This window comes from Rossellomorea oryzaecorticis (assembly GCF_045897515.1).
Taxonomy (GTDB): Bacteria; Bacillota; Bacilli; order Bacillales; family Bacillaceae_B; genus Rossellomorea; species Rossellomorea enclensis.
This window is the reverse complement of record NZ_JBJOSA010000011.1, coordinates 97,123-119,819: the sequence shown is the minus strand read 5'-3', so window position 1 is coordinate 119,819 and position 22,697 is coordinate 97,123. Positions and strand designations below refer to the sequence as shown.

The 22,697-nt window shown below is 44.5% G+C and carries 23 protein-coding genes; 3 read left to right on the top strand and 20 right to left on the bottom strand.

All coding sequences use genetic code 11. The features are described 5' to 3' along the window. Positions 1–129: 129 nt before the first annotated feature. From dnaK to gpr, 8 genes are all read right to left on the bottom strand, one after another. On the bottom strand, positions 130–1,959 hold the full coding sequence (gene dnaK, locus ACKA06_RS13960) for a molecular chaperone DnaK (protein WP_058297819.1): 1,830 nt from the start codon (positions 1,957–1,959) through the stop codon (positions 130–132). A 36-nt stretch (positions 1,960–1,995) separates the two neighbouring features. Next, positions 1,996–2,556 carry a nucleotide exchange factor GrpE gene (grpE, locus tag ACKA06_RS13955; RefSeq protein WP_032087593.1) on the bottom strand — a complete coding sequence of 187 codons (561 nt, stop codon included), beginning with the start codon at positions 2,554–2,556 and terminating at the stop codon, positions 1,996–1,998. A gap of 98 nt (positions 2,557–2,654) precedes the next feature. Further along, on the bottom strand, positions 2,655–3,689 hold the full coding sequence (gene hrcA, locus ACKA06_RS13950) for a heat-inducible transcriptional repressor HrcA (protein ID WP_032087592.1): 1,035 nt from the start codon (positions 3,687–3,689) through the stop codon (positions 2,655–2,657). Between the two features lie 502 nt (positions 3,690–4,191). Further along, positions 4,192–5,322 carry a radical SAM family heme chaperone HemW gene (gene hemW / locus ACKA06_RS13945; protein ID WP_411159922.1) on the bottom strand — a complete coding sequence of 377 codons (1,131 nt, stop codon included), beginning with the start codon at positions 5,320–5,322 and terminating at the stop codon, positions 4,192–4,194. A gap of 91 nt (positions 5,323–5,413) precedes the next feature. Then, on the bottom strand, positions 5,414–7,246 hold the full coding sequence (gene lepA, locus ACKA06_RS13940; RefSeq protein WP_032087589.1) for a translation elongation factor 4: 1,833 nt from the start codon (positions 7,244–7,246) through the stop codon (positions 5,414–5,416). A gap of 178 nt (positions 7,247–7,424) precedes the next feature. Further along, positions 7,425–7,760, bottom strand: a complete 336-nt coding sequence (locus ACKA06_RS13935) for a DUF3679 domain-containing protein (protein ID WP_032087588.1) — start codon at positions 7,758–7,760, stop codon at positions 7,425–7,427. Positions 7,761–7,778: 18 nt separating this feature from the next. Continuing rightward, a complete protein-coding gene (spoIIP, locus tag ACKA06_RS13930; protein WP_411159921.1) occupies positions 7,779–8,978 on the bottom strand; it encodes a stage II sporulation protein P in 1,200 nt (399 codons plus the stop codon). 207 nt (positions 8,979–9,185) lie between these two features. Beyond that, positions 9,186–10,337 (bottom strand): GPR endopeptidase, encoded by a 1,152-nt coding sequence (gene gpr, locus ACKA06_RS13925; RefSeq protein ID WP_032087586.1) that lies wholly within the window; start codon positions 10,335–10,337, stop codon positions 9,186–9,188. Positions 10,338–10,537: 200 nt separating this feature from the next. Here gpr and rpsT point away from each other — a divergent pair, with 200 nt between their 5' ends. Continuing rightward, the gene (gene rpsT / locus ACKA06_RS13920; protein ID WP_032087585.1) at positions 10,538–10,789 is read left to right on the top strand and encodes a 30S ribosomal protein S20; all 252 of its coding nucleotides are present in this window, start codon (positions 10,538–10,540) and stop codon (positions 10,787–10,789) included. Between the two features lie 414 nt (positions 10,790–11,203). Here the strand turns inward: rpsT and holA are convergent, their stop codons facing one another. Further along, a complete protein-coding gene (gene holA / locus ACKA06_RS13915) occupies positions 11,204–12,223 on the bottom strand; it encodes a DNA polymerase III subunit delta (protein WP_058297822.1) in 1,020 nt (339 codons plus the stop codon). Between the two features lie 295 nt (positions 12,224–12,518). Between holA and ACKA06_RS13910 the strand changes: the two genes are divergently transcribed. Further along, positions 12,519–12,653, top strand: coding sequence for a YqzM family protein (locus tag ACKA06_RS13910; protein WP_032087583.1), 135 nt, complete (start codon positions 12,519–12,521; stop codon positions 12,651–12,653). A gap of 159 nt (positions 12,654–12,812) precedes the next feature. On the opposite strand, the gene ACKA06_RS13905 is transcribed toward ACKA06_RS13910, so the two are convergent. The 3 genes from ACKA06_RS13905 to ACKA06_RS13895 all read right to left on the bottom strand — a co-directional run bounded on the left by ACKA06_RS13905 (position 12,813) and on the right by ACKA06_RS13895 (position 16,373). After that, positions 12,813–15,113 carry a DNA internalization-related competence protein ComEC/Rec2 gene (locus ACKA06_RS13905; protein ID WP_411159920.1) on the bottom strand — a complete coding sequence of 767 codons (2,301 nt, stop codon included), beginning with the start codon at positions 15,111–15,113 and terminating at the stop codon, positions 12,813–12,815. Beyond that, the gene (locus tag ACKA06_RS13900) at positions 15,106–15,669 is read right to left on the bottom strand and encodes a ComE operon protein 2 (protein ID WP_064564289.1); all 564 of its coding nucleotides are present in this window, start codon (positions 15,667–15,669) and stop codon (positions 15,106–15,108) included. The genes ACKA06_RS13905 and ACKA06_RS13900 overlap by 8 nt, the downstream gene beginning before the upstream one ends. 68 nt (positions 15,670–15,737) lie before the next feature. Further along, entirely contained in the window at positions 15,738–16,373 is a 636-nt protein-coding gene (locus ACKA06_RS13895; protein ID WP_411159919.1) for a helix-hairpin-helix domain-containing protein, read from the bottom strand. Between the two features lie 137 nt (positions 16,374–16,510). On the opposite strand from ACKA06_RS13895, the gene comER reads away from it, so the two are divergent. Beyond that, positions 16,511–17,329: a late competence protein ComER gene (gene comER / locus ACKA06_RS13890; RefSeq protein ID WP_064564294.1), complete on the top strand. Its 819-nt coding sequence runs from the start codon at positions 16,511–16,513 to the stop codon at positions 17,327–17,329. 89 nt (positions 17,330–17,418) lie between these two features. Here comER and ACKA06_RS13885 read toward each other — a convergent pair whose 3' ends face one another. From ACKA06_RS13885 to ACKA06_RS13850, 8 genes are read right to left on the bottom strand one after another with little or no spacing between them, the layout of a single operon-like run. After that, complete coding sequence (locus ACKA06_RS13885; RefSeq protein WP_214871867.1) at positions 17,419–18,165, bottom strand: class I SAM-dependent DNA methyltransferase; 747 nt, start codon at positions 18,163–18,165, stop codon at positions 17,419–17,421. Continuing rightward, positions 18,165–18,515, bottom strand: coding sequence for a ribosome silencing factor (gene rsfS / locus ACKA06_RS13880; protein WP_058297828.1), 351 nt, complete (start codon positions 18,513–18,515; stop codon positions 18,165–18,167). Before rsfS ends, ACKA06_RS13885 begins: the two co-directional genes overlap by 1 nt. Before the next feature lies 1 nt (position 18,516). Continuing rightward, positions 18,517–19,083, bottom strand: a complete 567-nt coding sequence (gene yqeK, locus ACKA06_RS13875; protein WP_411159918.1) for a bis(5'-nucleosyl)-tetraphosphatase (symmetrical) YqeK — start codon at positions 19,081–19,083, stop codon at positions 18,517–18,519. Next, complete coding sequence (locus tag ACKA06_RS13870; protein WP_411159917.1) at positions 19,076–19,645, bottom strand: nicotinate-nucleotide adenylyltransferase; 570 nt, start codon at positions 19,643–19,645, stop codon at positions 19,076–19,078. Before ACKA06_RS13870 ends, yqeK begins: the two co-directional genes overlap by 8 nt. Before the next feature lie 13 nt (positions 19,646–19,658). Next, on the bottom strand, positions 19,659–19,952 hold the full coding sequence (gene yhbY / locus ACKA06_RS13865) for a ribosome assembly RNA-binding protein YhbY (RefSeq protein WP_032087574.1): 294 nt from the start codon (positions 19,950–19,952) through the stop codon (positions 19,659–19,661). Next, the gene (gene aroE / locus ACKA06_RS13860) at positions 19,946–20,788 is read right to left on the bottom strand and encodes a shikimate dehydrogenase (RefSeq protein WP_411159916.1); all 843 of its coding nucleotides are present in this window, start codon (positions 20,786–20,788) and stop codon (positions 19,946–19,948) included. The genes yhbY and aroE overlap by 7 nt, the downstream gene beginning before the upstream one ends. Before the next feature lie 10 nt (positions 20,789–20,798). Next, positions 20,799–21,899 (bottom strand): ribosome biogenesis GTPase YqeH, encoded by a 1,101-nt coding sequence (gene yqeH, locus ACKA06_RS13855; protein WP_032087572.1) that lies wholly within the window; start codon positions 21,897–21,899, stop codon positions 20,799–20,801. Then, positions 21,896–22,417, bottom strand: a complete 522-nt coding sequence (locus tag ACKA06_RS13850; RefSeq protein WP_032087571.1) for a YqeG family HAD IIIA-type phosphatase — start codon at positions 22,415–22,417, stop codon at positions 21,896–21,898. The genes yqeH and ACKA06_RS13850 overlap by 4 nt, the downstream gene beginning before the upstream one ends. Positions 22,418–22,697 lie beyond the last annotated feature (280 nt).

Sequence of the window (22,697 nt, the reverse complement as noted above, 5' to 3'; positions counted from 1 at the left end):
AAAGGTTATTTTAACATTGAGTTCCAATGATTATCAATAAAAACAATAGAAACGTTAAGAAATATACATACTCATAGAAAAAGCCAAAGCCAAGAACCGTCCTGACTTTGACTTTTTCATTCATTGCACTTATTTCTTGTCGTCGTTTACTTCTTCATATTCAGCATCTACGACATCATCGTCCTGCTTGGCTTGACCTTCTTCTCCTTGAGCTGCCTGTGCATCTGCCTGAGCTTGCTCATACAGCTTCATCGTCAATGCCTGAACGATTTCCTGAAGTGCATCTTTCTTTTCACGGATAAGATCAAGATCGTCTTTTTCGATTGCTTCTTTCAGTTCAGCTTTCGCATCTTCCGCTTTTTTCACTTCAGCTTCGTCCACTTTGCCTTCAAGATCTTTAAGCGTTTTTTCCGTTTGGAATACTAATTGATCCGCTTCGTTGCGAAGTTCAACTTCTTCCTTGCGCTTTTTATCCGCTTCTGCGTTTTCTTCCGCTTCTTTCACCATGCGTTCTACTTCATCTTCAGAAAGACCTGTAGAAGATTTGATCGTAATGTTTTGCTCTTTCCCAGTTCCAAGGTCTTTCGCGCTTACATTTACGATACCGTTTTTATCAATATCGAATTTAACTTCGATTTGCGGTACTCCGCGCGGTGCCGGCGGGATATCAGACAATTGGAAACGGCCGAGCGTTTTGTTGTCTGCTGCCATCGGGCGCTCACCTTGAAGTACATGAATATCAACAGCAGTCTGATTGTCAGCCGCAGTTGAGAATACTTGGGATTTGGAAGTAGGGATCGTCGTATTACGTTCGATCAGTTTCGTTGATACTCCGCCCATTGTTTCGATACCAAGAGAAAGTGGTGTAACGTCAAGAAGTACAACATCTTTAACGTCTCCAGTAAGGACTCCTCCTTGGATCGCTGCACCCATTGCTACTACTTCATCAGGGTTAACGCCTTTAGAAGGCTCTTTGCCAGTTTCTTTTCTGATCGCTTCTTGTACTGCAGGGATACGAGTCGAACCACCAACAAGGATGATTTTATCGATTTCGCTTGCAGAAAGACCTGCATCTTTCATCGCCTGGCGAGTTGGTCCCATTGTGCGTTCTACTAGATCAGAAGAAAGTTCTTCAAATTTCGCTCTTGTCAGGTTCACTTCTAAGTGAAGAGGGCCTGCTTCACCTGCTGTGATGAAAGGAAGAGAGATTTGTGTTGATGTAACACCTGAAAGGTCTTTCTTCGCTTTCTCAGCTGCATCTTTAAGACGCTGCAGAGCCATTTTATCTTTAGAAAGATCGATTCCGTTTTCTTTCTTGAATTCTGCTACTAAGTAATCGATGATCACTTGGTCGAAGTCATCTCCGCCCAGACGGTTGTCACCGGCTGTTGAGCGTACTTCGAATACGCCGTCGCCAAGTTCAAGGATGGATACGTCGAATGTACCTCCGCCAAGGTCATAAACAAGGATCGTCTGGTCTTCATCCATTTTATCTAGACCGTATGCAAGCGCCGCAGCAGTAGGTTCGTTGATGATACGTTCAACCTCAAGGCCTGCGATTTTACCGGCATCTTTTGTTGCCTGGCGTTCTGCATCATTGAAATAAGCAGGTACTGTGATGACCGCTTTTTCAACTTTTTCACCAAGATAGTCTTCTGCATATGACTTCAAGTGCTGAAGAATCATTGCTGAAATTTCCTGTGGTGTATATTCTTTACCTTCAGCTTCCACTTTGTGATCAGTTCCCATGTGACGCTTCACTGAGATGATAGTGTTCGGGTTCGTAATTGCTTGACGTTTTGCAACTTCCCCTACTTGTTTTTCACCATTTTTAAATGCAACGACTGAAGGTGTCGTACGGTTGCCTTCCGCGTTTGCAATTACTTTTGGTTCTCCGCCTTCAAGTACGGATACACAAGAGTTTGTTGTACCTAAGTCAATACCGATAATTTTACTCATCGTCATTTTACCTCCCTGTTTGATATGTAGTGTCTATTATTGATTTACTTTTACCATTGATGGACGGATTACCCTGTCCTTAAGCTTGTAACCTTTTTGGAACTCTTCCACGACGATATTGCTTCCGTAGTTCTCATCTTCTGTCTGCATGACAGCCTGGTGAAGATGCGGATCGAACTCCTGGCCGACCGCTTCGATCGGTTCTACACCTTCCTTCTTCAGGGCTTCAATAAGGCTGCGGTGAACCATTTCCATCCCTTGAAGGAGTGTTTTCGTTTGATCATTATCAACTTCTATATTCAAGGCACGTTCAAAATTATCCAGTGCCGGTAAAAGTTCAGAGATAAGAGATTGAGCACGATATTTTTCCTTCGCTTCATTTTCTGCATTGATGCGGCGGCGGAAATTATCAAAGTCTGCTCTTAATCGAAGATAACGATTTTCAGATTCATCAAGCTTTTCCTGCAGTTGAGAAAGCTCATCTGATTCCTGTTCCCCAGACTCCTGAGGCTCTTCGGCGAATACTTCTTCAACAACCTCTTCGTTGTCAGCCTTCGCTTGATCTTGTTCCTGCTGATTCTTTGTTTCTTCAGACATCACGTTCACCTCCTTACAAAAATGTTCGGTGTTTTCCCGTAATAAAGCCGCGGAATCCAGTGATTCCGGGCCCGATAATCCTTTATACAATATGTCCACTAATCCTTGCTTTGATACAGTTTCGTCAAGACCTGCGACATATCGTTCGAAAAGAAATTAAGTAAGCTTACAACCCTCGAATATTCCATTCGTGTCGGCCCGATGATTGCAATGGAACCTAATTGCTCTTTGCCTATTGAATAGGTTGCCGTTATGAGACTGCAATTCTCCATGGCAAGATGATCATTCTCTTTCCCGATTTTAATGTTCAATCCGGTTGCAGACGGCCGGATGAGATTATAAACACTCTCTTCCTGCTCAATCATCTCAAGCAGCATCCGGACTTTCTGAATATCATTGAACTCAGGCTGATTGAGAATGTTTGTCTTGCCCCCAAAGAACAACTTGTCGGTAACGGTAGAGTTAATGGAGTCCGTAATCGAATGCAGGATAAAATCATAGTTCTGGATGTGTTCTTTTAAAAGAATCGCCACCTCTTTGAAGATTTTATCGTTCAACTCGTTCAATGGCACCCCTGTCAAACGGTCATTCAGAATATGGACCAATTTTTCAAGCTCTGAAGCATCCATTGCCGGCGGGATATGGAACAATTTATTTTCCACATGTCCGTTGTCCGTCACGATGATGGCAATCGCGGTATCCTGATTGAGCGGAACGAGCTGGATTTTCTTCAACTTGTTTTCCTTTAACTCAGGTCCCAATACGATTGTCGTATAATTCGTCAGCTCTGATAGGATCTTTGCCGACTTTTGCACGACTTTCTCAAGTTCATATATCCTTTCCGAAAAAATCGAGCGCAGCGCATGCACATCCTGCTTCTGCAGTTTCTGCGGAGCAAGCAGGTGATCCACATAATAACGGTATCCTTTCTCAGACGGAACCCTGCCTGAAGAGGTATGGGTCTTTTCAATGAAGCCCAGTTCCTCGAGATCAGCCATCTCATTGCGGATGGTGGCAGAGCTGAATGAAATCTCATCCTTTTTGGATAAACTCCGTGAGCCGACCGGCTGGGCCGAAAGGATAAAATCGTCAATGATAACTTGAAGAATTAGAAGTTGTCGATCTGTTAACAACATTCATCACCTCTGTTAGCACTCTGTTGTGATGAGTGCTAAATCTAATTAATAAATTATCAAATCAGATTGTGGATGTCAATATATTAGATTGGGTGTTTTGTTAAACTCATTGCAGTTTTTGCTTGATACTAGAATATCTATTAACGCCACTGAACACCGCAGTTGATTTCCGTGGAAGACTTCGCTTTCCGCGGGTGACCCGTGAGCCTCCTCGTCGCTGCGCTCCTGCGGGTAAGAAAAGCGGAAGGGCTTTGCTCAGAGGCGTGTGGCATAAGGCGAATCGGCCACGAAGGCGCTCTTTGCCTTCATGGACGAGTTGACTTATGACATGTGCCCCTAAGCCCTGAAGCTGGACAGGTCTCACATTGGTCGCTTCTCCCGCAGGAGTCTTCGTCTTCCACTCCAATCAACTGCTAGAGCCGGTTAAAAACAAAAATAACTTTAAAAGGACAAGCTAAAATTGCCTTCACAACCAACTGTTTGTTTGGATTTTCATCAATTAGATCACACCCAAGAAAGATTGAAAAACTTCATTACCCAGGAAACGTCCCTGCTTTGTTAAAGCAACTCGTTCATCGTCAACCAGGAGTAGTTTTCTATTCTGCATTTCTTCTAGTGATGATTGGAAGACTGATTCGATTGGGCAGCCGAATTTTTCTATGAAAACGGATTTGCTTACGCCTTCTGTTTTTCGGAGGCCGAGGAACATTTCTTCTTCCATCATTTCTTCCCGGGTGACGCTGTGTTCCTGAATAGTCGGTACTTTGCCGGCTGCTATGGGTTCCATATACTTTTTCAGCGGGCCGAAGTTTGAATATCGTACTCCGTTTATATATCCGTGTGCACCGGCGCCTAAACCATAATATTCATTGTTGTCCCAATAAACCAGATTGTGTTTGCTTTCATAGCCTGCTTTCGCGAAGTTGCTGATTTCATATTGATTGACCCCGTATTTCTCCATCGTTTCAATCAACACTTCATACATAGCTGCTTCCTGTTCCTGTGATGGGAGCGATAGTTTGCCTTTGCGCATCAGGTTATAAAAGACGGTCTTCGGCTCTACGATGAGCGAGTATGCTGAATAATGAGGGAGCTCAAGTTCAAGGGCCTTTTTAAGTGTGTCCCTGAAATCTTCCTCTGTCTGCTTCGGCAGGCTGTAGATCAAATCAATGCTGATGTTTGTAAAACCGACTTTCTGGGCGGATTCCACAGAGGAATACACGTCCTTACTCTTATGGCTTCTGCCGATTCCCTTCAGCAGTTCATCATTGAATGACTGGACCCCGAAGCTTAACCGGTTAACCCCATGTTCTTTTAAGACCCTGAGTTTGTCTTCCGTTAAATCTCCAGGGTTTGCCTCAAAGGTGAACTCCCCTTGTGAAAACGGAAGATTTTCGTTGATTTCCCTGCACAGCTTTTCCAATTGTTTGGCACTCAGTGCAGTAGGGGTACCGCCGCCAACGAAAATCGTGTCTAGTTCATTATTTTTATTTACCCGCTGCCTCATTTCCTGTCCAAGCATTTCAAGATATTCATCAACCGGCTGTCCCTGCATGAATACTTTATTGAAATCGCAATAGTGGCAAATATGTTCGCAGAACGGTATATGGATGTAAGCTGATTTCGCCAACTTCAATCCCTCCTTTTCCAACACTCATAGAGAAAAGGGGGTAAGCAGAACTTGTAAAACAAGCCTCTTCCCCCCTTTATCCATAAAAAATCTATTTCTTTTCAGAATCGTCCATCTTCAGGACCGCCATGAATGCTTCCTGAGGAACTTCAACGGATCCTACTGATTTCATACGTTTTTTACCTTCTTTTTGTTTCTCAAGAAGTTTACGTTTTCGTGAGATGTCACCGCCGTAACACTTAGCAAGTACGTTCTTGCGCATGGCTTTAATCGTAGATCTCGCTACAATCTTTTGACCGATTGCTGCTTGAATAGGTACTTCGAAATGTTGTCTCGGAATGAGATCCTTCAGTTTTTCAACAATTAGCTTCCCGCGTTCATAAGCAAAATCTCTGTGAACGATAAAGCTCAATGCATCTACATTTTCAGCGTTCAGCAATATGTCCATCTTCACAAGCTTCGATTCCTTATAGCCGATCAGTTCGTAATCAAAAGAGGCATACCCTTTTGTGCTTGATTTAAGTTGATCGAAGAAATCGTACACGATCTCCGCGAGCGGAAGTTCATACACAATATTAACACGGGTATCATCCATGTATTGCATGTCAATGAAGTTGCCCCGCTTGCCTTGGCAAAGCTCCATTACGGCTCCTACGTAGTCGTTCGGAACCATCACCGTTGCTTTAACGTAAGGTTCTTCTACAAAATCGACTTTTTGTGGATCGGGCATCATGGATGGATTATCAACCTTCACTTCTTCACCGTCTGTAAGCTGAACATGATAGATTACGCTCGGTGCAGTCGTGATTAGATCGATTTTGAATTCACGTTCGATACGCTCCTGGATGATCTCCATATGAAGCAGCCCCAGGAATCCGCAGCGGAATCCAAAGCCCAGCGCTTGGGAAGTTTCCGGCTCATATTGAAGAGCAGAGTCGTTCAATTCAAGTTTCTCCAGTGCTTCCCTAAGATCGTTGTAACGGTTTGAATCGATCGGATAGAGACCGCAATAAACCATTGGATTTAAGCGGCGGTAACCCGGCAGCGCTTCCTGTGCAGGATTTTTAGCAAGTGTGATTGTATCCCCCACCCGGGTATCTCCTACATTTTTGATCGCTGCAGTCAAGTACCCTACATCACCGACAGTCAGTTCTTGAAGACCCGTTGCTTTGGGTGTGAATACACCGACTTCCGTCACTTCAAACTCTTTGCCAGTCGCCATCATGCGGACCTTGTCTCCGACTTTGACGCTGCCTTCCATGACACGGATATAAGCAACGACCCCTCTATATGCGTCATACAGGGAATCAAAGATCAACGCTTTTAACGGGGCATCGGGATCTCCCTGTGGTGCTGGCACCTTTTCTACGACCTGTTCAAGAATTTCCTCGATTCCAATCCCTGCTTTGGCTGAAGCAAGGACTGCTTCCGACGCATCCAGTCCGATTACATCTTCCACTTCCTGACGCACCCGCTCAGGATCTGCTGCAGGAAGGTCGATTTTATTGATGACCGGAAGTATTTCCAGATCATTATCAAGTGCCAGATATACATTGGCAAGCGTCTGGGCTTCTATGCCCTGGGCAGCATCCACTACGAGCACCGCACCTTCACATGCGGCAAGGCTCCGGGATACTTCGTATGTAAAATCGACATGCCCCGGTGTATCAATCAGATGAAAGATATACTCTTCGCCATCTTTTGCCTGATATTTTAATTGTACGGAATTCAATTTGATGGTGATTCCGCGCTCTCTTTCCAAATCCATTGAATCCAGTAATTGCTCTTTCATCTCACGCGCCGTCAATGCTTTTGTTTTCTCCAGAATACGGTCGGCAAGCGTTGATTTACCATGATCTATATGGGCAATGATAGAGAAGTTTCTAATTTTCGATTGTCTTTTCAATTTTTCTTCACGGTTCATTATTCGTTCAACTCCTGTAATATCCACACATGTACACTATGTTGAATTATAGCAGTACGGTATATATTATTCAATCTAAACCGGAAGGGCAGGGCTAAAAAGGAATCAACATATAAAAATAGGCACACCACAAAGGGAACACCTCCCTGTGATGCGCCAATAATTGAACCCTGAGTATTCATATCAATGAGGCAATGAATTCTACTATTTTTGTGGTTATGCCTTCTATGAAGCCGGCCAGGGCTTTCCCTATAGATGAAAAGGCGTTGAAGGCTTTCATTTCTTCCAGCTTCTCTTTTTTCTCGGTCAGGGTCTGGCTTTCGACCTCTTTACCGAGAAACGTCGCTTCTACATTGCCTTCTCCATCCTGGGTCATTCCTACAGGTGAGGAAAATGATTCTTTTTCATGGCCCTTCATTTCGACAATCCCTTTATTTGCATACTGCATGCCGATGAGAACTCCTACAAACAAACAACATATCAGAACGATGCACTTCATGATAAATTTACTCATTCCAGTTTCACCCTTTGTTTACTGCTTTACCGGTTCAGGGGAAAGATGGTGATCCACCTTTTCAGCCTGCCAATAATAGTCAGAGAATATTTCAGCAAATGCTCCGGCTGTCCGTTGCAGCTCTTCGAATGTATTATCAACACCGCCAAATTCGAGAAGCAGTGCATTACCCGAAAGGTCCTGATTGAATTTACCGTTCGTGCCGCTTCCTTTTTTTGCAATGACTCCTCTTGAAAGACCCTGGAATTTCGAATCCAGGAGTTCGTGCAGTTCCTTTGCCACCTTTAGGTTCTGCTCGTAATTCGGATGCTCTTCTCCGACCACAAAAGCAAGTTTCGCGTATTTTTTCCCGCCTATCTCGGCAGTGGTCACTTTTTTCCTTTGAGAATCCCGGTGAATATCAATCAAATATAGTAAATTTTCATTTTTCGCCATCGCCGTCTGTACCAAAGGACGTGATTCCTGGTAGGCATTGAAGTAAGCGAGGTCTTTGTCGTTCAGCTTTTGGATGATATCCGTCTTATCTATACTGGTCCCGATACCCGTCTGTTCAAGCTCCGCCTTCAGCATTTCGCCGACTTTTGTTACATTGATTTTCGAATACATCGCAGAGTCCGGATCTGATACTCCGTCCAGATATGGCAGATACGATTCACGTGTATGGGTAAAGTAAAGCAGTACGGTTTTCTTATCCTCCGCCGTCACTGCCGATGTACCCGCATCCCTGCCGTCTTTATGAATATCATCCATATTTTTAAGTTCAGCTTCTTTTTCAAGATCCAGTGCTTCCTCGGGCGGGACTGATTCAATGGGCATATTCGTAAAATCAGTACCTTCCCCGGCCACCAGGATATTCCCATCAAAGATTGAGAAGCCCGGAAGTTCCCTCCCCAGTAAACTCCGCAGGTCATTGAAACGGATATTGGTCGCTGTCTTGAATAGTAGAGATGATAGATTCGGAAGACCTTCTTCCCCGTCCAGGATCGAATTAAATGACCTGTTCTCCAGTGCAAGCAATTTATAGAGTACTTCACCATTCAAACCGGAAGCCGCTTCATTAATTGAGTCGGATGTGATTCTGGACCCCGGCTTCATTGAAGTCAGGAGGCCTGTCAAGGAAAAAATTGAAAGCAGCACGATGAGAAGGATGATGACTCCTTTGAAAATATCCTTCATATTAACCGCTGCTGCATAAGGAGTGGCTTTGTATGATTTCATAACCTCACCCTTCCTAAAAGTTCTTCTCTAGTACAAGCTATGCATTTGATAGATGTAGTAGAACTGCTTTTACTAGTCATTATGAGGATTTTTGTTACTGTATAAACAGTGATATCGAAAGTTTTCATCAGATCGAAAACTTCTTAATATCACGAAATGGAAGAAAGCTGCGGCATATATCCCTCCGCAGCTTTCTTGTGTTCATCTTTATCTTGTCTTAAACCCGGTATTTTCCTGATTAACTGCATCATGCAATGCTGCATTCAAGCCGTTCGCAACCAGGTTTGCCATGTCTTCAATAAAGACATCCACCTCTTTAGGGGTAACCATGAGATTGTGTCCGATCGGTGCCAGCACCTCATGTATAAGCTTCCTCTTTTCCTGATCTTCAAGCGTCCCGACGATCCCCATGAAAGTCTGACGATGTTTTTCTCCAGGCATATCCTCCTCGGTGAGCTTCTTCTTCTCTCCGAACGTAAGGCCTGCAGGTGCAAGTGAGCGGGACGGACGTCCGCCCTCTTTCATTTCTTTTCCGAAATGCTTTAAAAGAAAGTCGACTGTATCACTTACGATCGTCACTGCATCAAGCACCGTTGGGACCCCGATGGCAATGACCGGGACACCAAGTGTTTCCTGGTCGAGTCCTTTCCTCTTATTCCCCACCCCGGAACCGGGATGAATCCCGGTATCGGATATCTGGATGGTAGAGTTGACACGTTCAATGGAGCGGGAAGCAAGGGCATCGATTGCGATGATAAAGTCAGGTTTTGATTTTTCAACTACCCCGAAAATGATGTCACTGGTCTCTATGCCTGTCAGCCCCATTACACCCGGCACAAGGGCACTGACCGGACGGTACCCTTTCTCGACTGATTCCGGCTGAAGTTCGAACAGATGCCTTGTCACAAGGACATTTTCGCAAACCTGCGGACCCAGAGCATCGGGGGTGACATTCCAGTTTCCAAGCCCGACAATTAAACAGCTTGCATTTTTTCCAATCTTGTTGTTTTCAAGGAACTGACTGAATTCCCTCGCAAAAACCGACTCTACGCGCTGCTGCAGTTCAGTATTCTGCTCCCTTATTCCGTGCGCCTCGATCGTGAGGTAGTTTCCCGCTTTTTTCCCGATGTTCTCTTCACCCTCCGGTGTAATGGTGACGAGGGAAATTTTCACCCCCTCTTCCTCTCTTTCTTTTATGACCACTCCTTTTATTTCAGAATTGACATCACTCTTATCAACTGAATCTTTCTGATCTTTTTGGGAGATCACCATCTCCCTTGCTTCAACGGCGAGATCTGTGCGTACTGAATAAACACTCAAATCTATTTCATCTTGTTTCGTTTTCTTTTCTTTACTCATTTACCCGTTACCTCCAATCAAAGAATCTCATGATTATTTTTTATGTTTGCCTTTTATCGATGGCTTCATTCACTTGTTTATTTTCACTCCTTAGTATTGCAATCTCGCCATTCGTTTGATAAAATATCATTTGTTCTAATAGATTAGGAATTAAAATCGAGTCACATAGAATCTCGATCCTTTTTTAGGAGGTGACAGGAATGCCAAACATTAAATCTGCTATCAAGCGTGTTAAAACTAGCAACGAGCGCAACGCTCAAAATGCTACTGTAAAATCTTCTATGCGTACTGCTGTGAAGAAAGCAGAAGCTGCTGCATCTAACGGTGCTGAAAACGCTAAAGAATTAACAAACGACGCTATTCGTCAATTAGACAAAGCAGCTCAAAAAGGTCTTATCCACAAAAACGCTGCAAGTCGTCAAAAATCACGTCTAATGAAAAAAGCAAACTAATTTGAAAAGCGCAAGTGCCTTGATCAGCCCCGAAAAGCGTTGGAGGCCCGAGGGGTGAAGTCGTTCTTTGACTTCATTCGTCGGGCTGAAACGTCTCGAGGGGCTAGGCGCTGGAGCTAGACAATTAAGAAAACCACTGGAGCTCCCTCCAGTGGTTTTTTTAATTAGTTTGCTTTCGGACTGTATCAGTTTCTGAAGATTTTTCGACATCAAAGGCGCAATTGTTGGTTTGAAGGGTACAATGATTCCAAACAACGGTGCAATTATGTAAGTGAAAGGTAGAATTCATTTAAGGTAAGGTACAATTCGTTAAAGTAAAGGCTCAATCCTTCCATTCCACTTCTGAATAGGTTCCAAGCTCCTAAAAATAGCTGCCTTATGACCCGGAAAATCCACGTTTATCCTGTAAATGCCTTATAAATCATTCAATTTCAATAAAAACATCTCGATCATGAGTTCTTTTTTGACTCTACCGGTTTTGATTTCGTAATCCCCTTCCGAGAGCATTTCGATGATCGCAGCCAATTGACTGTCATTGAAATGCTTCGCCTGGCCGGCTGCAAGCTTCACCCTGAAAGGATGCACTTTCAGATAAGAAGCAATCTTTTGCTGTCCGTATCCTTTTCTAGATAACTCTTTAGCCCCGTAGATCAGCCTGAATTGTCCGGCCAGTATCGAGAGTATTTTCAACGGCTCTTCATTCTGCTTAAGGAGATCATAATAGATGCGGAGGGCTTCATCGATCCTCCTCTGTACTACTTTATCTACAAGCGCAAAAATATTCTGTTCCAGTGAGCGGGCGGTCAATTTTTCCACCGCAGCTGAATCGATGTGATTGGTATCACCTGCATAGAGGGCCAGCTTGTCCAGCTCCTGGGTGAGCATCATCAGGTTCGTTCCTGCCAATGTCAAAAGAAGCTCGATTGCATCCTCATCAATCTGGACGGCATTGGCAGCAGCCCTTTCCCGGACCCATACTTTCAGCTCATTTTCGTTGAGTTTTTTGGCCTCGACCACTTCAGCTTCTTTCTTGAGGGCTTTCGTGATTTTTTTCCTTTCATCCAGCTTTTCATACCGTGCCGTCAGAACAAGGATAGTATACGGAGCAGGGGACTGTATGTATTGTTCAAGCTTTTTGATATTGTGCTCTACCTTTTCCTTCGTCTTTTCGGCTGTCAGAAAAACAGGGTTGTCCAGGATGACGACCCGTCTTTCCCCCATGAACGGGAATGTTTCGGCATCTTCTATAGCCACCTCTACAGGCGTCTCTTCCAAATCATACCGTGAAAAGTTGAAATCCATTTCTTCTTCCGTTAAAGCAGCAGATATGATTCGCTGCTTTGTTTCGTTGATTAAAAAGGATTCATTTCCATATACTAAATATATTGACGCAAACTGAGATCTCTCAATTTTCTTCCAAGTATCTATAACCAAGTCAGCACTCTCCAATATCTCTTTTATCTACTCTATGTTAAAAAAGGTTTGGGGATTTGACAAGTGGTAAGGGGACGCCCAGACTGAGAGGGACACCCCCTATATCTATATTAACGTCATGCATGAAAGACCTAGGACACTTTCATGCCGACGGTATTCCTTTGTTGTGATTAGTGTCACCCCTCTGAGGGCAACTTATAGGTGACAACTCTTGTCAGTAAAGGAAAATGTCAAGTGAAGTATAGATTTTTTAAATCCGATGTTCTATACTAGAATAGAAATAGGAGGGGTAGTTGTGAACCAATTCGAAAAAAATGTTCAATCAAAGAGAAATGATGCTGTAGATTCTGGCGTCGGCTTTATCGTTTCTTTTGGATTCTTTGCAACAATGTTTATTATTGGGACTGTCATTAAGCTGATTGGATCTTAATGAAAAGAAAGAAGATAAGGGGAAGACCCAAAAAGAACCGGTTTCTTCAATTTCCATATATGGTACTGAACATAAGTATCATAAATTGGGTTGAAGGCCCGACACTTTCTGAGGTCTGCCCCTTTTTCTTTAGCGCTTAATGTGTGTTGGTACTACATACTATGGGAGCTGGGCAGAAAATGTTCCTCGTTTTCCCAAAAAACGATAAGTCAATGCCCCATGCTCTGCTGTGGAGTGAATCACCACTCCCTGATCCTTCAGCCGGGTTACCACATCCGGATGAGGATGACCGAAACGATTATCCCTCCCTGCGGAGATCACCCCTATCCGCGGTTTCAGCTCTTCCAGAAAGATCCCGCTAGATGAAGTTCCGCTGCCATGATGACCGATTTTCAACACATCTGTCTTAACCTCATATGTATCCACCAACTCTTTTTCTCCCTCCTTCTCTAAATCCCCGGAGAACAGCCATTTCAGGCCTCCCATTTCAGAATATACAACAAGTGAGTCATTGTTTCCTTCATAAATATCATCCATCGGCATGAGAATATGAAAGATGTTATCCTTTGCTTTCCAGGTGTACGGTGCGAGCACTTGTTTGACCGGAACATCCTTTTTTTCTGCAAGTGAGAGGATTTCCCTCATCTCATTTTTATTACCACTCCCAGGGGTGATAAGAATTTCCTTTATTTTTATTTTATCTACCAGACCTGCCGCTCCACCGACATGATCCAAATCACCATGTGTAAGCAGAAGTTTATCAATCGTTGTGATTCCTTTACTTTTCAGGAACGGCAGGATCACATCTTCATCAATGGAAAATGGTTTTGTTTTTCTTTCCCAGTCTTCCTTTGGAAACTGAACCGTGCCTCCGGTATCAATTAGGTACGTCCCCAGATTATATGGCAGATCGATCAGAGTGGCATCACCCTGGCCCACGTCAATGAAAACCACATCACCAAAGGGACTGAATTGAGTCCAGACGATGTGCAAAAGAATAAAGGCGGACAGAAATAATGACGGAAGTCCCCATTCCCCTTTTTCCATGCCTTTAAAAACAGCCAGCACCAAACAAATGTAACAAATCATGATGTAATCCTGTGGTTTCCCGAGAATCAATGTAGTAAATGGAAAAGCTGCCAATAATGATGAAAGCGCCTCTATCCCACTGACAATAAGACCATATATCATATTGAGCCACTCCAAGCCGGAGGGCAAAAAAAGCTCTTTAAGAAACGTGAGCAAAGCCATGGGAAGAACAATCAGCGAAAAAAGAGGGACAAATAGTAAGTTGGATGCAAATCCAATAATGGAAAACTCATAAAAGTTGAAAATCATGATGGGCAGCGAAGATAATTGTGCGACAGCTGTGACTTTGAATAGTTGAAGTAAGTATGGGGATTCAGCGGTTAAAATGGATGAAGAAGATAGTAAGAGGCTGTAACTGACAGTGAAAGAGAGCTGAAAACCGATGTCGAAGATTGAATAAGGATCCATAAAGAGAAGGCTCATGAAAACAATCGATAAACTATCCAATGTGCTTATAGTAAAAGGTGACTTTCTGAAGAGGAGCAGTATGATGAGCATGCTGGAAGCCCTCACCACCGGCGGGGCACCGCCTGTAATCACCATATAAAAAATCAAAAACACTATCGACAGCCAAAGTGTTGATTCCCTCGTGACACCTGCCCTGATAAGGATGAAGTAAAACATACCGAAAACAAGCCCGACGTGCAGCCCCGAAATCGCCAGTAAATGGACGATGCCCAGGGACCGGTAGTCGTCCATCATCTCAGGCGATATCTTGCCCGTCTCCCCAAAAACCAGTGCTTGAGTCATTCCAACGGTCCCGGGAGGAAACTTGTCTTCGATATAATTTAAGCCTGACGCCCTCCAGCGGATCAATGAAAATTCCCATCCATCCTCGGACTCCCTGCATTCTTCAAAAGAATCCACCTTTAAGATCCAATGGATATCACGCTCGTATAAATATCTTCTATAATTGAACATATTTGGGTTTGTGTTTTGAGAAGGCACAGTAAGTTCCCCTTTCACACGGCAGGTGTGGCCCGGTTTGAGTGCTTTTGTACGCTTGAGCTCCTCCTCGGAAGGGATTTTATAACGGAATACAATCCGCTCACCATCAAGCTTGCCAAAACCGCGCAGGGAGCTGCCATCAATCTCAGGGAGGGAGTCGATCGTCAGAAATGGAAGGGGATTTTTTATTGATAAACGGGTGTGCTGAGTACTTTCATGGAAATTAGACATGAATGCTGCAGAAATGAATACGAAGAAGCTGATAAGCCACGCATATAAAGGAGATTTCCTTAGATAAAGCACGGCAAGGAGTGCGAAAAAGAAGAAGGCACCCCAATAATAGGATTGAAGTGCCAGGAGGGTTCCGGATAATGTTGCTGCCGCCGCAAAAAAAAGCAGGAAGGCTGGCAGGGATTTATTCATTGAAAAGATCTATGTACTGCTTTTCATATTTCTCAATGGCTTCAGGGTCTACGCCTTTATGACGAAGTTCTTCAATCAGCTGCAATACAAAGCCGGACTTTTCTTTATTTTTGGGATCAAGGCTTTTTTCGTGAAAAGGTACTTTCTCCACCCGCACCTCTGCCTGTTGAAACAACTCGGCAGCATATGGATGATTTTTATAATCCTCTGCATAATAGACCGTTTTGATACCTGCTTGAACAATGGCTTTGCAGCACTGCAGACAAGGAAAATGGGTTACATAGATTTCCGCTCCGTCGGTACCGACTCCGAATTTCGCACACTGAAGGAGTGCATTCATTTCCGCGTGGATGGTCCTGACGCAATGATTATCAATGACATAGCAGCCTTCATCGATACAGTGGTCACCGCCTGCGATTGAACCGTTATATCCGCCGGCGATGATCCGTTTATCACGTACGATGGTCGCCCCGACAGTCAGCCGGGTGCAGGTGCTTCTAAGGGCAAGCAGATGGCTTTGAGCCATGAAATATTGATGCCAAGCAATTCTTTTCATTCTCTTTCTCCCTTCGTGATGAATGCATCTTTCTTTAAGTGTATAGATTGTCTGGATGATTCGTCAATTCATTGTACAAAAATTAATTCTTTTAATTTTTCAAAGGTTTTATCCCCGATCCCTGAGATGTTTTTGATGTCTTCGATACTGGCGAATGGTCCGTTTTCCTCCCTGTACTGCACGAAAGCGGCGGCTTTCGCCGGACCGATTCCCGGCAATGTCTCGAAATCTACTTGAGAAGCTTCGTTAAGATCGATTTTGCCGTCTCCCCCCGATGAAGCCGAAGTTTCTTGAATGAGCGGAACTTGTGCGGCTGCCTCCCCTTCCCCCGGCACATAAATCAGCATTTCATCCGTTACCCTGATGGCAAGATTGATGAGCTTGCTGTCTGCCTTCGCGGTGAACCCCCCGGCTCTGTCGATGACAAATTTCAACCGTTCCCCCTTCTTGACTTCGTATAGACCCGGTTTATTCACCTCGCCCTTCACATCAACATATACACTTTCCTCTACTGGTGGTGCAGCTATTTCAGAGGGTGCTTCCCCGCCCTCTCCTTCAGGCTCCTTTGCCTCTATAGTCATGGAAGCAAGTTCGTTTTCGTCGGGCTGCCCGTCAGAAGTATTAAGAAAATAAAACAATACTATCGCCGTACCCAGTGCGGCTATCATTAAAAGTGCCTTGTGTTTTTCAATGAGGGGGTGCATGATTCTAAATCACCTCGTTTGGAATATTCGCTTGGAGCAATTCATAAGTTGTAGGAGAACCGTATCCTATAGTAGATTGTGTAAAGCTTCAGGAAAAAGCACCTGAGAGAAAAAATGCGGAAGAAGGAGGGCTGCACATGAAAGTAGGTATCATCGGAACGGGGAATATGGGGAAAGTGATCATTGAAGCCTTTATCGAGTCTAAGGCAATTTCCCCTTCAAGACTATACATGACGAACAGGACATTGAAGAAAGCGAAGCTCATTCAAGAGACTACCGGCGGCCATGTTTTGAATTCCAGTGAAGAAGTCATCAAATCTTCTGATATAGTATTCATTTGTGTCAAACCTCATGATGTTTATCGTGTGATAGAGGAAAATAAAGACTGCTTCACCGAGGACAAATGTGCAGTGTCCATTACCAGTCCCGTCAGTGTAGACCAGCTGCAATCGATCCTCCCATGTTCCTGCGCACGTTTCATACCGAGTATCACGAACAGGGCGCTCAGCGGGGTTTCCCTGCTGACATTCGGAAGTGATTGTACTGAACATTGGAAGGGGACTCTGACCACACTCGCTGAACATATATCGACTCCGGTATTGATAAGGGAAGAAGTGACAAGGGTTGCGTCCGACATTGTCAGCTGCGGGCCAGCATTCTTCAGTTATCTGACACAGCGTTTTATCAATGCGGCAGTCGAAGTCACAGAAATCGATGCTGAAACGGCTACGGTACTGGCATCTGAGATGCTGGTCGGGTTGGGGGATCTGTTGAAAAAAGAAATCTACACATTACCTGCACTGCAGGAGAAGGTCTGTGTGAAAGGCGGCGTCACAGGCAAGGGCATCGATGTAATGGAAAGAGAACTGGGAGAGGTGTTCGAGAAGTTATTTCAAGCGACTCAGGAGAAATTTACAGATGACATTGCGGAGACAAAATCTCAATTCGGAGTCTGAATGGACTCTTTATTTTTATTTCGACACAAATCGTCGAATTCCTGCTTCAACTTCAAAAAACCGGGGAGATCTATAAATCTCACCCGGTTTTATTTTTTTCTGCATGTGAAAAATAACCGCTCACTATCGTCGGAAGGCGGCTGTTCCGTGAAATCCGCAGAAATATCAAGGACCTCAAATCCCTCTTTAGCGAGCCATTCCGTAAGCTGCAAAACAGGATATGTCCGTTGCTTGTGAAGTTCCTCCACCCTTTCATACAGCCCGGTCTTTTCGTCGGCAACAAAGAAAGTAAGTTCATGTTCGACACTGTTTGGAACTTCTCCCGGGAAGCAATCCCATATATAGGATACAGCATCATCTGTATGGGTAAATGTTTGATTCATGAAGATTTGCGACACTTTATAAAGGGAATGGACATCAAACATAAAAAGTCCGTCCTTTTTTAAATGGTTATAAACTCCTCTGAATGTATGGATTACATCTTCCTCTTTTTCAAGGTAGTTGAGTGAATCGCAAAATATTGTGATCAGCCCATATTCCCGTTGCAGTTCCAAACGGGACATATCCTGTTGGAAAAGAGAAAGCATGATATTTCTTTCCTGTGCTTTCTGCTGAGCCATGACCAGCATATCTTCAGACAAGTCGATGCCGGTGACAGAATAACCGTTCCCTGCAAGGCGCAGGGATAATTCCCCCGTGCCGCAGGCAATATCCAGGATGTCTTTCCCTTCTGCAGCATATGTTTCCGACTGTCGGTTTACAAAATCAAGCCATCCGTCATAATCCACATCCTGCATGAGATGATCATAGATATAGGCAAATCGTTCGTAACTCATTAAAGACTTTCGCTGACCTCGACATGCGAGGCATCTCCCCATAGACGTTCCAGGTTGTAGTAACCTCTCTCATCTCTATGGAACACATGCGCCACGACATCCCCGAGGTCCACCAGGATCCATCGTGCCTGGTCGAAACCTTCAAGGCGTTTCACAGAATATCCGTTTTCTTCGGCCTTGTCCTTCAATTCACGGGCGATTGCCTGAACCTGCTTATCTGAGTTTCCGTGGCAGATCAGGAAGTAATCCGCAATCATAGAAATGCCTTTCATATCAAGGACAACGATATCCTCTGCACGCTTGTCATCCGCTGCTTTATATGCTAATTCCACTAAAGGTTGTTCCATCATTTCATCTCCTCTGTTCAAATACCAGTTTATTATAAAATCGGAATGTATCCGGATAGACGGCCTGGTTTTTCTTCATCAAAAACATGATTGTATTCTGCAAGGCTTTCATCAATGCTTTATCCAGGGATTCCTCAGCCAAATCCCGGACTTCTTCCACTCCTGGGAACTGGCGGCCGGGTTCTATATAGTCCGCTAGATAGATCACTTTATCCAAGGTGGACATATGATCGCATCCCGAAGTGTGCCAGCGTATCGCATTCAGCACTTCTTCATCCGTTATGCCAGTCTCTTTCTTTACAAGTATGGCGCCTGCAGGAGCATGCCAAAGTTCGCTGTTATATTCCAATAGATCGGCAGGCAGCCCTTCCGACTCAATCAGCTGCCTCATTTCATTTTTATCGCGGAATTTTGCATAATCATGAAAGATGGCGGCTGTTTCAGCTTTTTTTATATCAGCCCCGTATTGACGGGCAAGTGTGACCGCCGTTTCCATCACACCGCAAGTATGGATATAGCGGTGCTCTGTCAATTGCCCCTTCACTATATCCAGCCCTTTCTGTCTATCCATACAGGTTCTCCTCCTCTATGATTCGATACACCTCATCGGTCACAAGATACCGGATCGATTGTTTTTTTTTCACGGAATCCCGGATGAAGGAGGAAGAAACTGCCATGTCCGGCACTTCCACATAGTGCAGTTTATATGGGGTTTCATGACGATAAGAAGGCCTGTTCACGCCGATGAATTCCACCATCTCAATCAATTCTTCCACCTTGTGCCACTTAGGGAGATATTCAATCATATCCCCGCCGATGATGAAAGAATAATCGTTTTCGGGATCTCTCTCGGTCAGAGCTTTGATTGTATCATATGTGTAGGATGTGCCTTCCCTTTCAAGTTCGATTTGTTCGACCCCGAACTTCGGGTTTCCTTTAATCGCACCCTCGAGCATCCTCAGCCTCTGATCAGCCGATACCGTTTCATCCTTCTCTTTATGCGGAGGAACACGGTTCGGCAGGAAACGGATTTCATCCAGCCCAACTTTTTCAAGGACCTGCTCGGCAATGATAAGATGGCCAATATGGGGAGGATTGAATGTACCTCCCAAGAGCCCTATTTTTTTCTTCATAGTCCTTCCACCTTTATCTTGGAAGAGTGATTTGCTTATTTTCCTTTGATTCTTTGTAAAGAACGATGGTGTTCCCGATGACCTGGACAAGTTCTGCACCTGTGCCTTCGACCAGCGCTTCCGCAACTTCAGTTTTATCCCAATCACAGTTTTGAAGGATGCTGATTTTCATCAACTCTCGTTTTTCCAGTGCTTCCTCAATCTGTTTGATCATATTCTCATTGACGCCGCCTTTTCCGACTTGGAAAATCGGCGATAAATGATGTGCTTCCGAACGTAAATATCTCTTTTGTTTCCCTTTTAACATTGTGTACCTCCCAGTTGTTTTAACACTACTTTTTTCATTAGATCCGTATCCGGGGTGACCCCCGTCCATTTATTGAATGCAAGCGCCCCCTGATGGACAAACATGTCGATGCCGTTTTGTATGATGGCTCCTTTTTCTTCAGCCTGCTTCAAAAAAGTTGTCTTGAGGGGATTATAAATGATATCGCTGAACACCGCTCCGGCCTTGACCCTCTCAATGCTGACGGGTGATTCACCGACTAGGGGATACATCCCGATTGAAGTCGTCTGAATGACAATATCATAGAGATGCAATACCTGTTCGGCTTCATCCAGCCCGTGGTAATGTGATTCCACCCCCGCCGGGCAGGTGCCGATCATGGCAGCGGCTTTTTCTTCCGAGCGGTTGGCCAGGTCGATCTTCTTTACCCCCAAAGCGGCCAGGGTATGATAGATCGCCTTGGAAGCACCGCCGGCTCCGATGATCAATACTGACTTATTTGATAAACCGCCGCTGATTTCCTTCTTCAGACCTTCCACAAACCCCAAACCATCGGTATTGAAGCCGATCAGCTTTCCTTCACGGTTCACGATAGTATTTACGGCCCCGATGGACTGTGCCAGGGGATCCACCTCATCCAATAGTGATATGACGGCTGTCTTATGGGGAACCGTTACGTTGATCCCCCGCAGGCCCAGCGCCCTGATTCCATTAATGGCTTGAGGCAATGCATCCGTTGTCACATGAAATTTGCCGTATGAAGCATCTATTGCAGCCTTCTTGAACGCTGCATTATGCATGACAGGGGACATGGAGTGGACAATCGGATCTCCAATCACACCGTATAGTTCATCCACTTTACCACTCCTATATCAAAGATTTTCTCAGGAACACACTGACACCCTTCGGTACGTGTGCGGCGATCGAAGCTCCCGGCTCATTGACCGTGATCCATCCCAATCCTGAGAAAACGATATCCGTCTTCGCTTCTTTTACTTTGAATTCATGCTTTACGAGCTCAGGGAATGTATCCATGTCATCTTTACGAGGCGGTTGGAGCAGTTCCCCGGCATGATTCTCATACAAATCATCGGCCTTCTCCAATTTCGTACGGTGGATCGTCAACTCATTGGAGAAATATGCAGTGAACGGCTGGCGCTCCCCCCTCAAAAAGTCAAACCTTGACAACCCTCCGAAGAACAAGGTCTGCTCCGGATTCAGCTGGAACGTCCTCGGCTTTATCTCTTTTTTGGGTGTGATGATCTTCAGATCCTGTTTATCAACATAGTGGGCCATTTGATGATGATTGATGATCCCCGGTGTGTCGATGAGGGATTCCCCTTCATCAAGTGGAATCTGGATCATATCCAATGTAGTCCCCGGGAAATGGGAAGTGGTGATGACATCCTGTTCACCTGAAACATGCTTGATGATCCGATTGATGAATGTGGACTTCCCAACATTCGTACAACCTACGACATACACATCTTTCCCGTCCCGGTACTTTTCGATTGCCGTGATTGCTTCTTCGATACCGATGCCTTTAGCCGCACTAACCAACTGAACATCGACCGGTTTCAATCCCAGTTGGCTCGCTTCATGCTTCATCCAGTGGATCATCTTGGAAGGCTTCACTGACTTAGGCAGTAAATCCACTTTGTTACCAATCAGCAGTATCGGATTTGACCCGACAAAACGGTGAAGACCAGGAAGCCAGCTTCCGTTAAAGTCGAAAATGTCGACTATTTTAACGATCAGCCCTTCTGAATTCCCTATTTCATTCAGGATCTTTAAGAAATCGTCATCCGTCAAAGGCACGTCCTGAACTTCATTATAGTGCTTCAATCTGAAACATCTCTGGCAGATGATCTCCTCTTTCTGCAACGCGGAAGGAGGGGCGTACCCGATGCCTTCTTTATCTTCTGTCTGAATCGCCACTCCACAACCTACACAAACTACTTCGCTCACTTCTTTTCCTCCCACTCAAGCAACCCTTTCCGCTTGAAAAACTTCATGATCCTTCTTTCGACTCTTCTGTTGAATTTCGTAAAGAAACCGTCAGACTGTGCCACCGGTACAACAAGAATGGTATGGAATCCGTTCCTGTTCCCGCCAAGAACGTCCGTCAACAGCTGGTCACCGATTACAACCGTTTCTTCCTTTTTTACTTCCATTTGCTTAATGGCGCGTCTGAAAGCACGCCCCATAGGTTTTCTTGCCTGGAAAATGAAAGGTACCCCAAGGGGATCTGAGAATGCGCCAACTCGTTTTTCATTATTATTCGAAACGATCGTCACAAGAATTCCATTTTCCTGCATTTCTTTAAACCACTGGATCAACTTTGGCGTGGCATTGGGCCTGTCCCATTCCACAAGGGTATTATCCAAATCCGTAATAATGGCTTTGATACCTTTTTCCTTTAAATAGCCAGGACGTATGCTGAATATGTCCTGAACCTGTTCATCAGGTAGAAAATGCTTTAACACCGTCTATACACCTCAAATTTCTATGTCATTTAGTACGTACTTTATCCTTAATTAAATTAATGATAACCAATTTTACTTGCAGATTCAAAATAAACCATATTATATGGGCATGGTCAATGAATATGACAACTATTCATAAATATTTTTCGACAAATTTCAAGGCGCCTCGATGCTGTGGATAACCTTATTCACACTATTCACTCAATCCAGGCAGGCGCAGTTTCCAGTTGTATACAGTTTAACCACAACTTATCCACCGGAAACTGTGGATAACGGAACG

Coding starts and splice junctions, on each gene's coding strand:
- ACKA06_RS13885 (WP_214871867.1), bottom strand. CDS start 18,165: ATGAGTTACGAACGATTTGCCTATATCTATGATCATCTCATGCAGGAT.
- spoIIP (WP_411159921.1), bottom strand. CDS start 8,978: ATGAAATCATACAAAGCCACTCCTTATGCAGCAGCGGTTAATATGAAG.
- comER (WP_064564294.1), top strand. CDS start 16,511: ATGAAAGTAGGTATCATCGGAACGGGGAATATGGGGAAAGTGATCATT.
- ACKA06_RS13870 (WP_411159917.1), bottom strand. CDS start 19,645: ATGAAGAAAAAAATAGGGCTCTTGGGAGGTACATTCAATCCTCCCCAT.
- yqeK (WP_411159918.1), bottom strand. CDS start 19,083: ATGGATAGACAGAAAGGGCTGGATATAGTGAAGGGGCAATTGACAGAG.
- rpsT (WP_032087585.1), top strand. CDS start 10,538: ATGCCAAACATTAAATCTGCTATCAAGCGTGTTAAAACTAGCAACGAG.
- lepA (WP_032087589.1), bottom strand. CDS start 7,246: ATGAACCGTGAAGAAAAATTGAAAAGACAATCGAAAATTAGAAACTTC.
- ACKA06_RS13895 (WP_411159919.1), bottom strand. CDS start 16,373: ATGCACCCCCTCATTGAAAAACACAAGGCACTTTTAATGATAGCCGCA.
- rsfS (WP_058297828.1), bottom strand. CDS start 18,515: ATGATGGAACAACCTTTAGTGGAATTAGCATATAAAGCAGCGGATGAC.
- dnaK (WP_058297819.1), bottom strand. CDS start 1,959: ATGAGTAAAATTATCGGTATTGACTTAGGTACAACAAACTCTTGTGTA.
- ACKA06_RS13905 (WP_411159920.1), bottom strand. CDS start 15,113: ATGAATAAATCCCTGCCAGCCTTCCTGCTTTTTTTTGCGGCGGCAGCA.
- gpr (WP_032087586.1), bottom strand. CDS start 10,337: ATGAGTAAAGAAAAGAAAACGAAACAAGATGAAATAGATTTGAGTGTT.
- ACKA06_RS13900 (WP_064564289.1), bottom strand. CDS start 15,669: ATGAAAAGAATTGCTTGGCATCAATATTTCATGGCTCAAAGCCATCTG.
- grpE (WP_032087593.1), bottom strand. CDS start 2,556: ATGTCTGAAGAAACAAAGAATCAGCAGGAACAAGATCAAGCGAAGGCT.
- ACKA06_RS13935 (WP_032087588.1), bottom strand. CDS start 7,760: ATGAGTAAATTTATCATGAAGTGCATCGTTCTGATATGTTGTTTGTTT.
- yhbY (WP_032087574.1), bottom strand. CDS start 19,952: ATGTTAAAAGGGAAACAAAAGAGATATTTACGTTCGGAAGCACATCAT.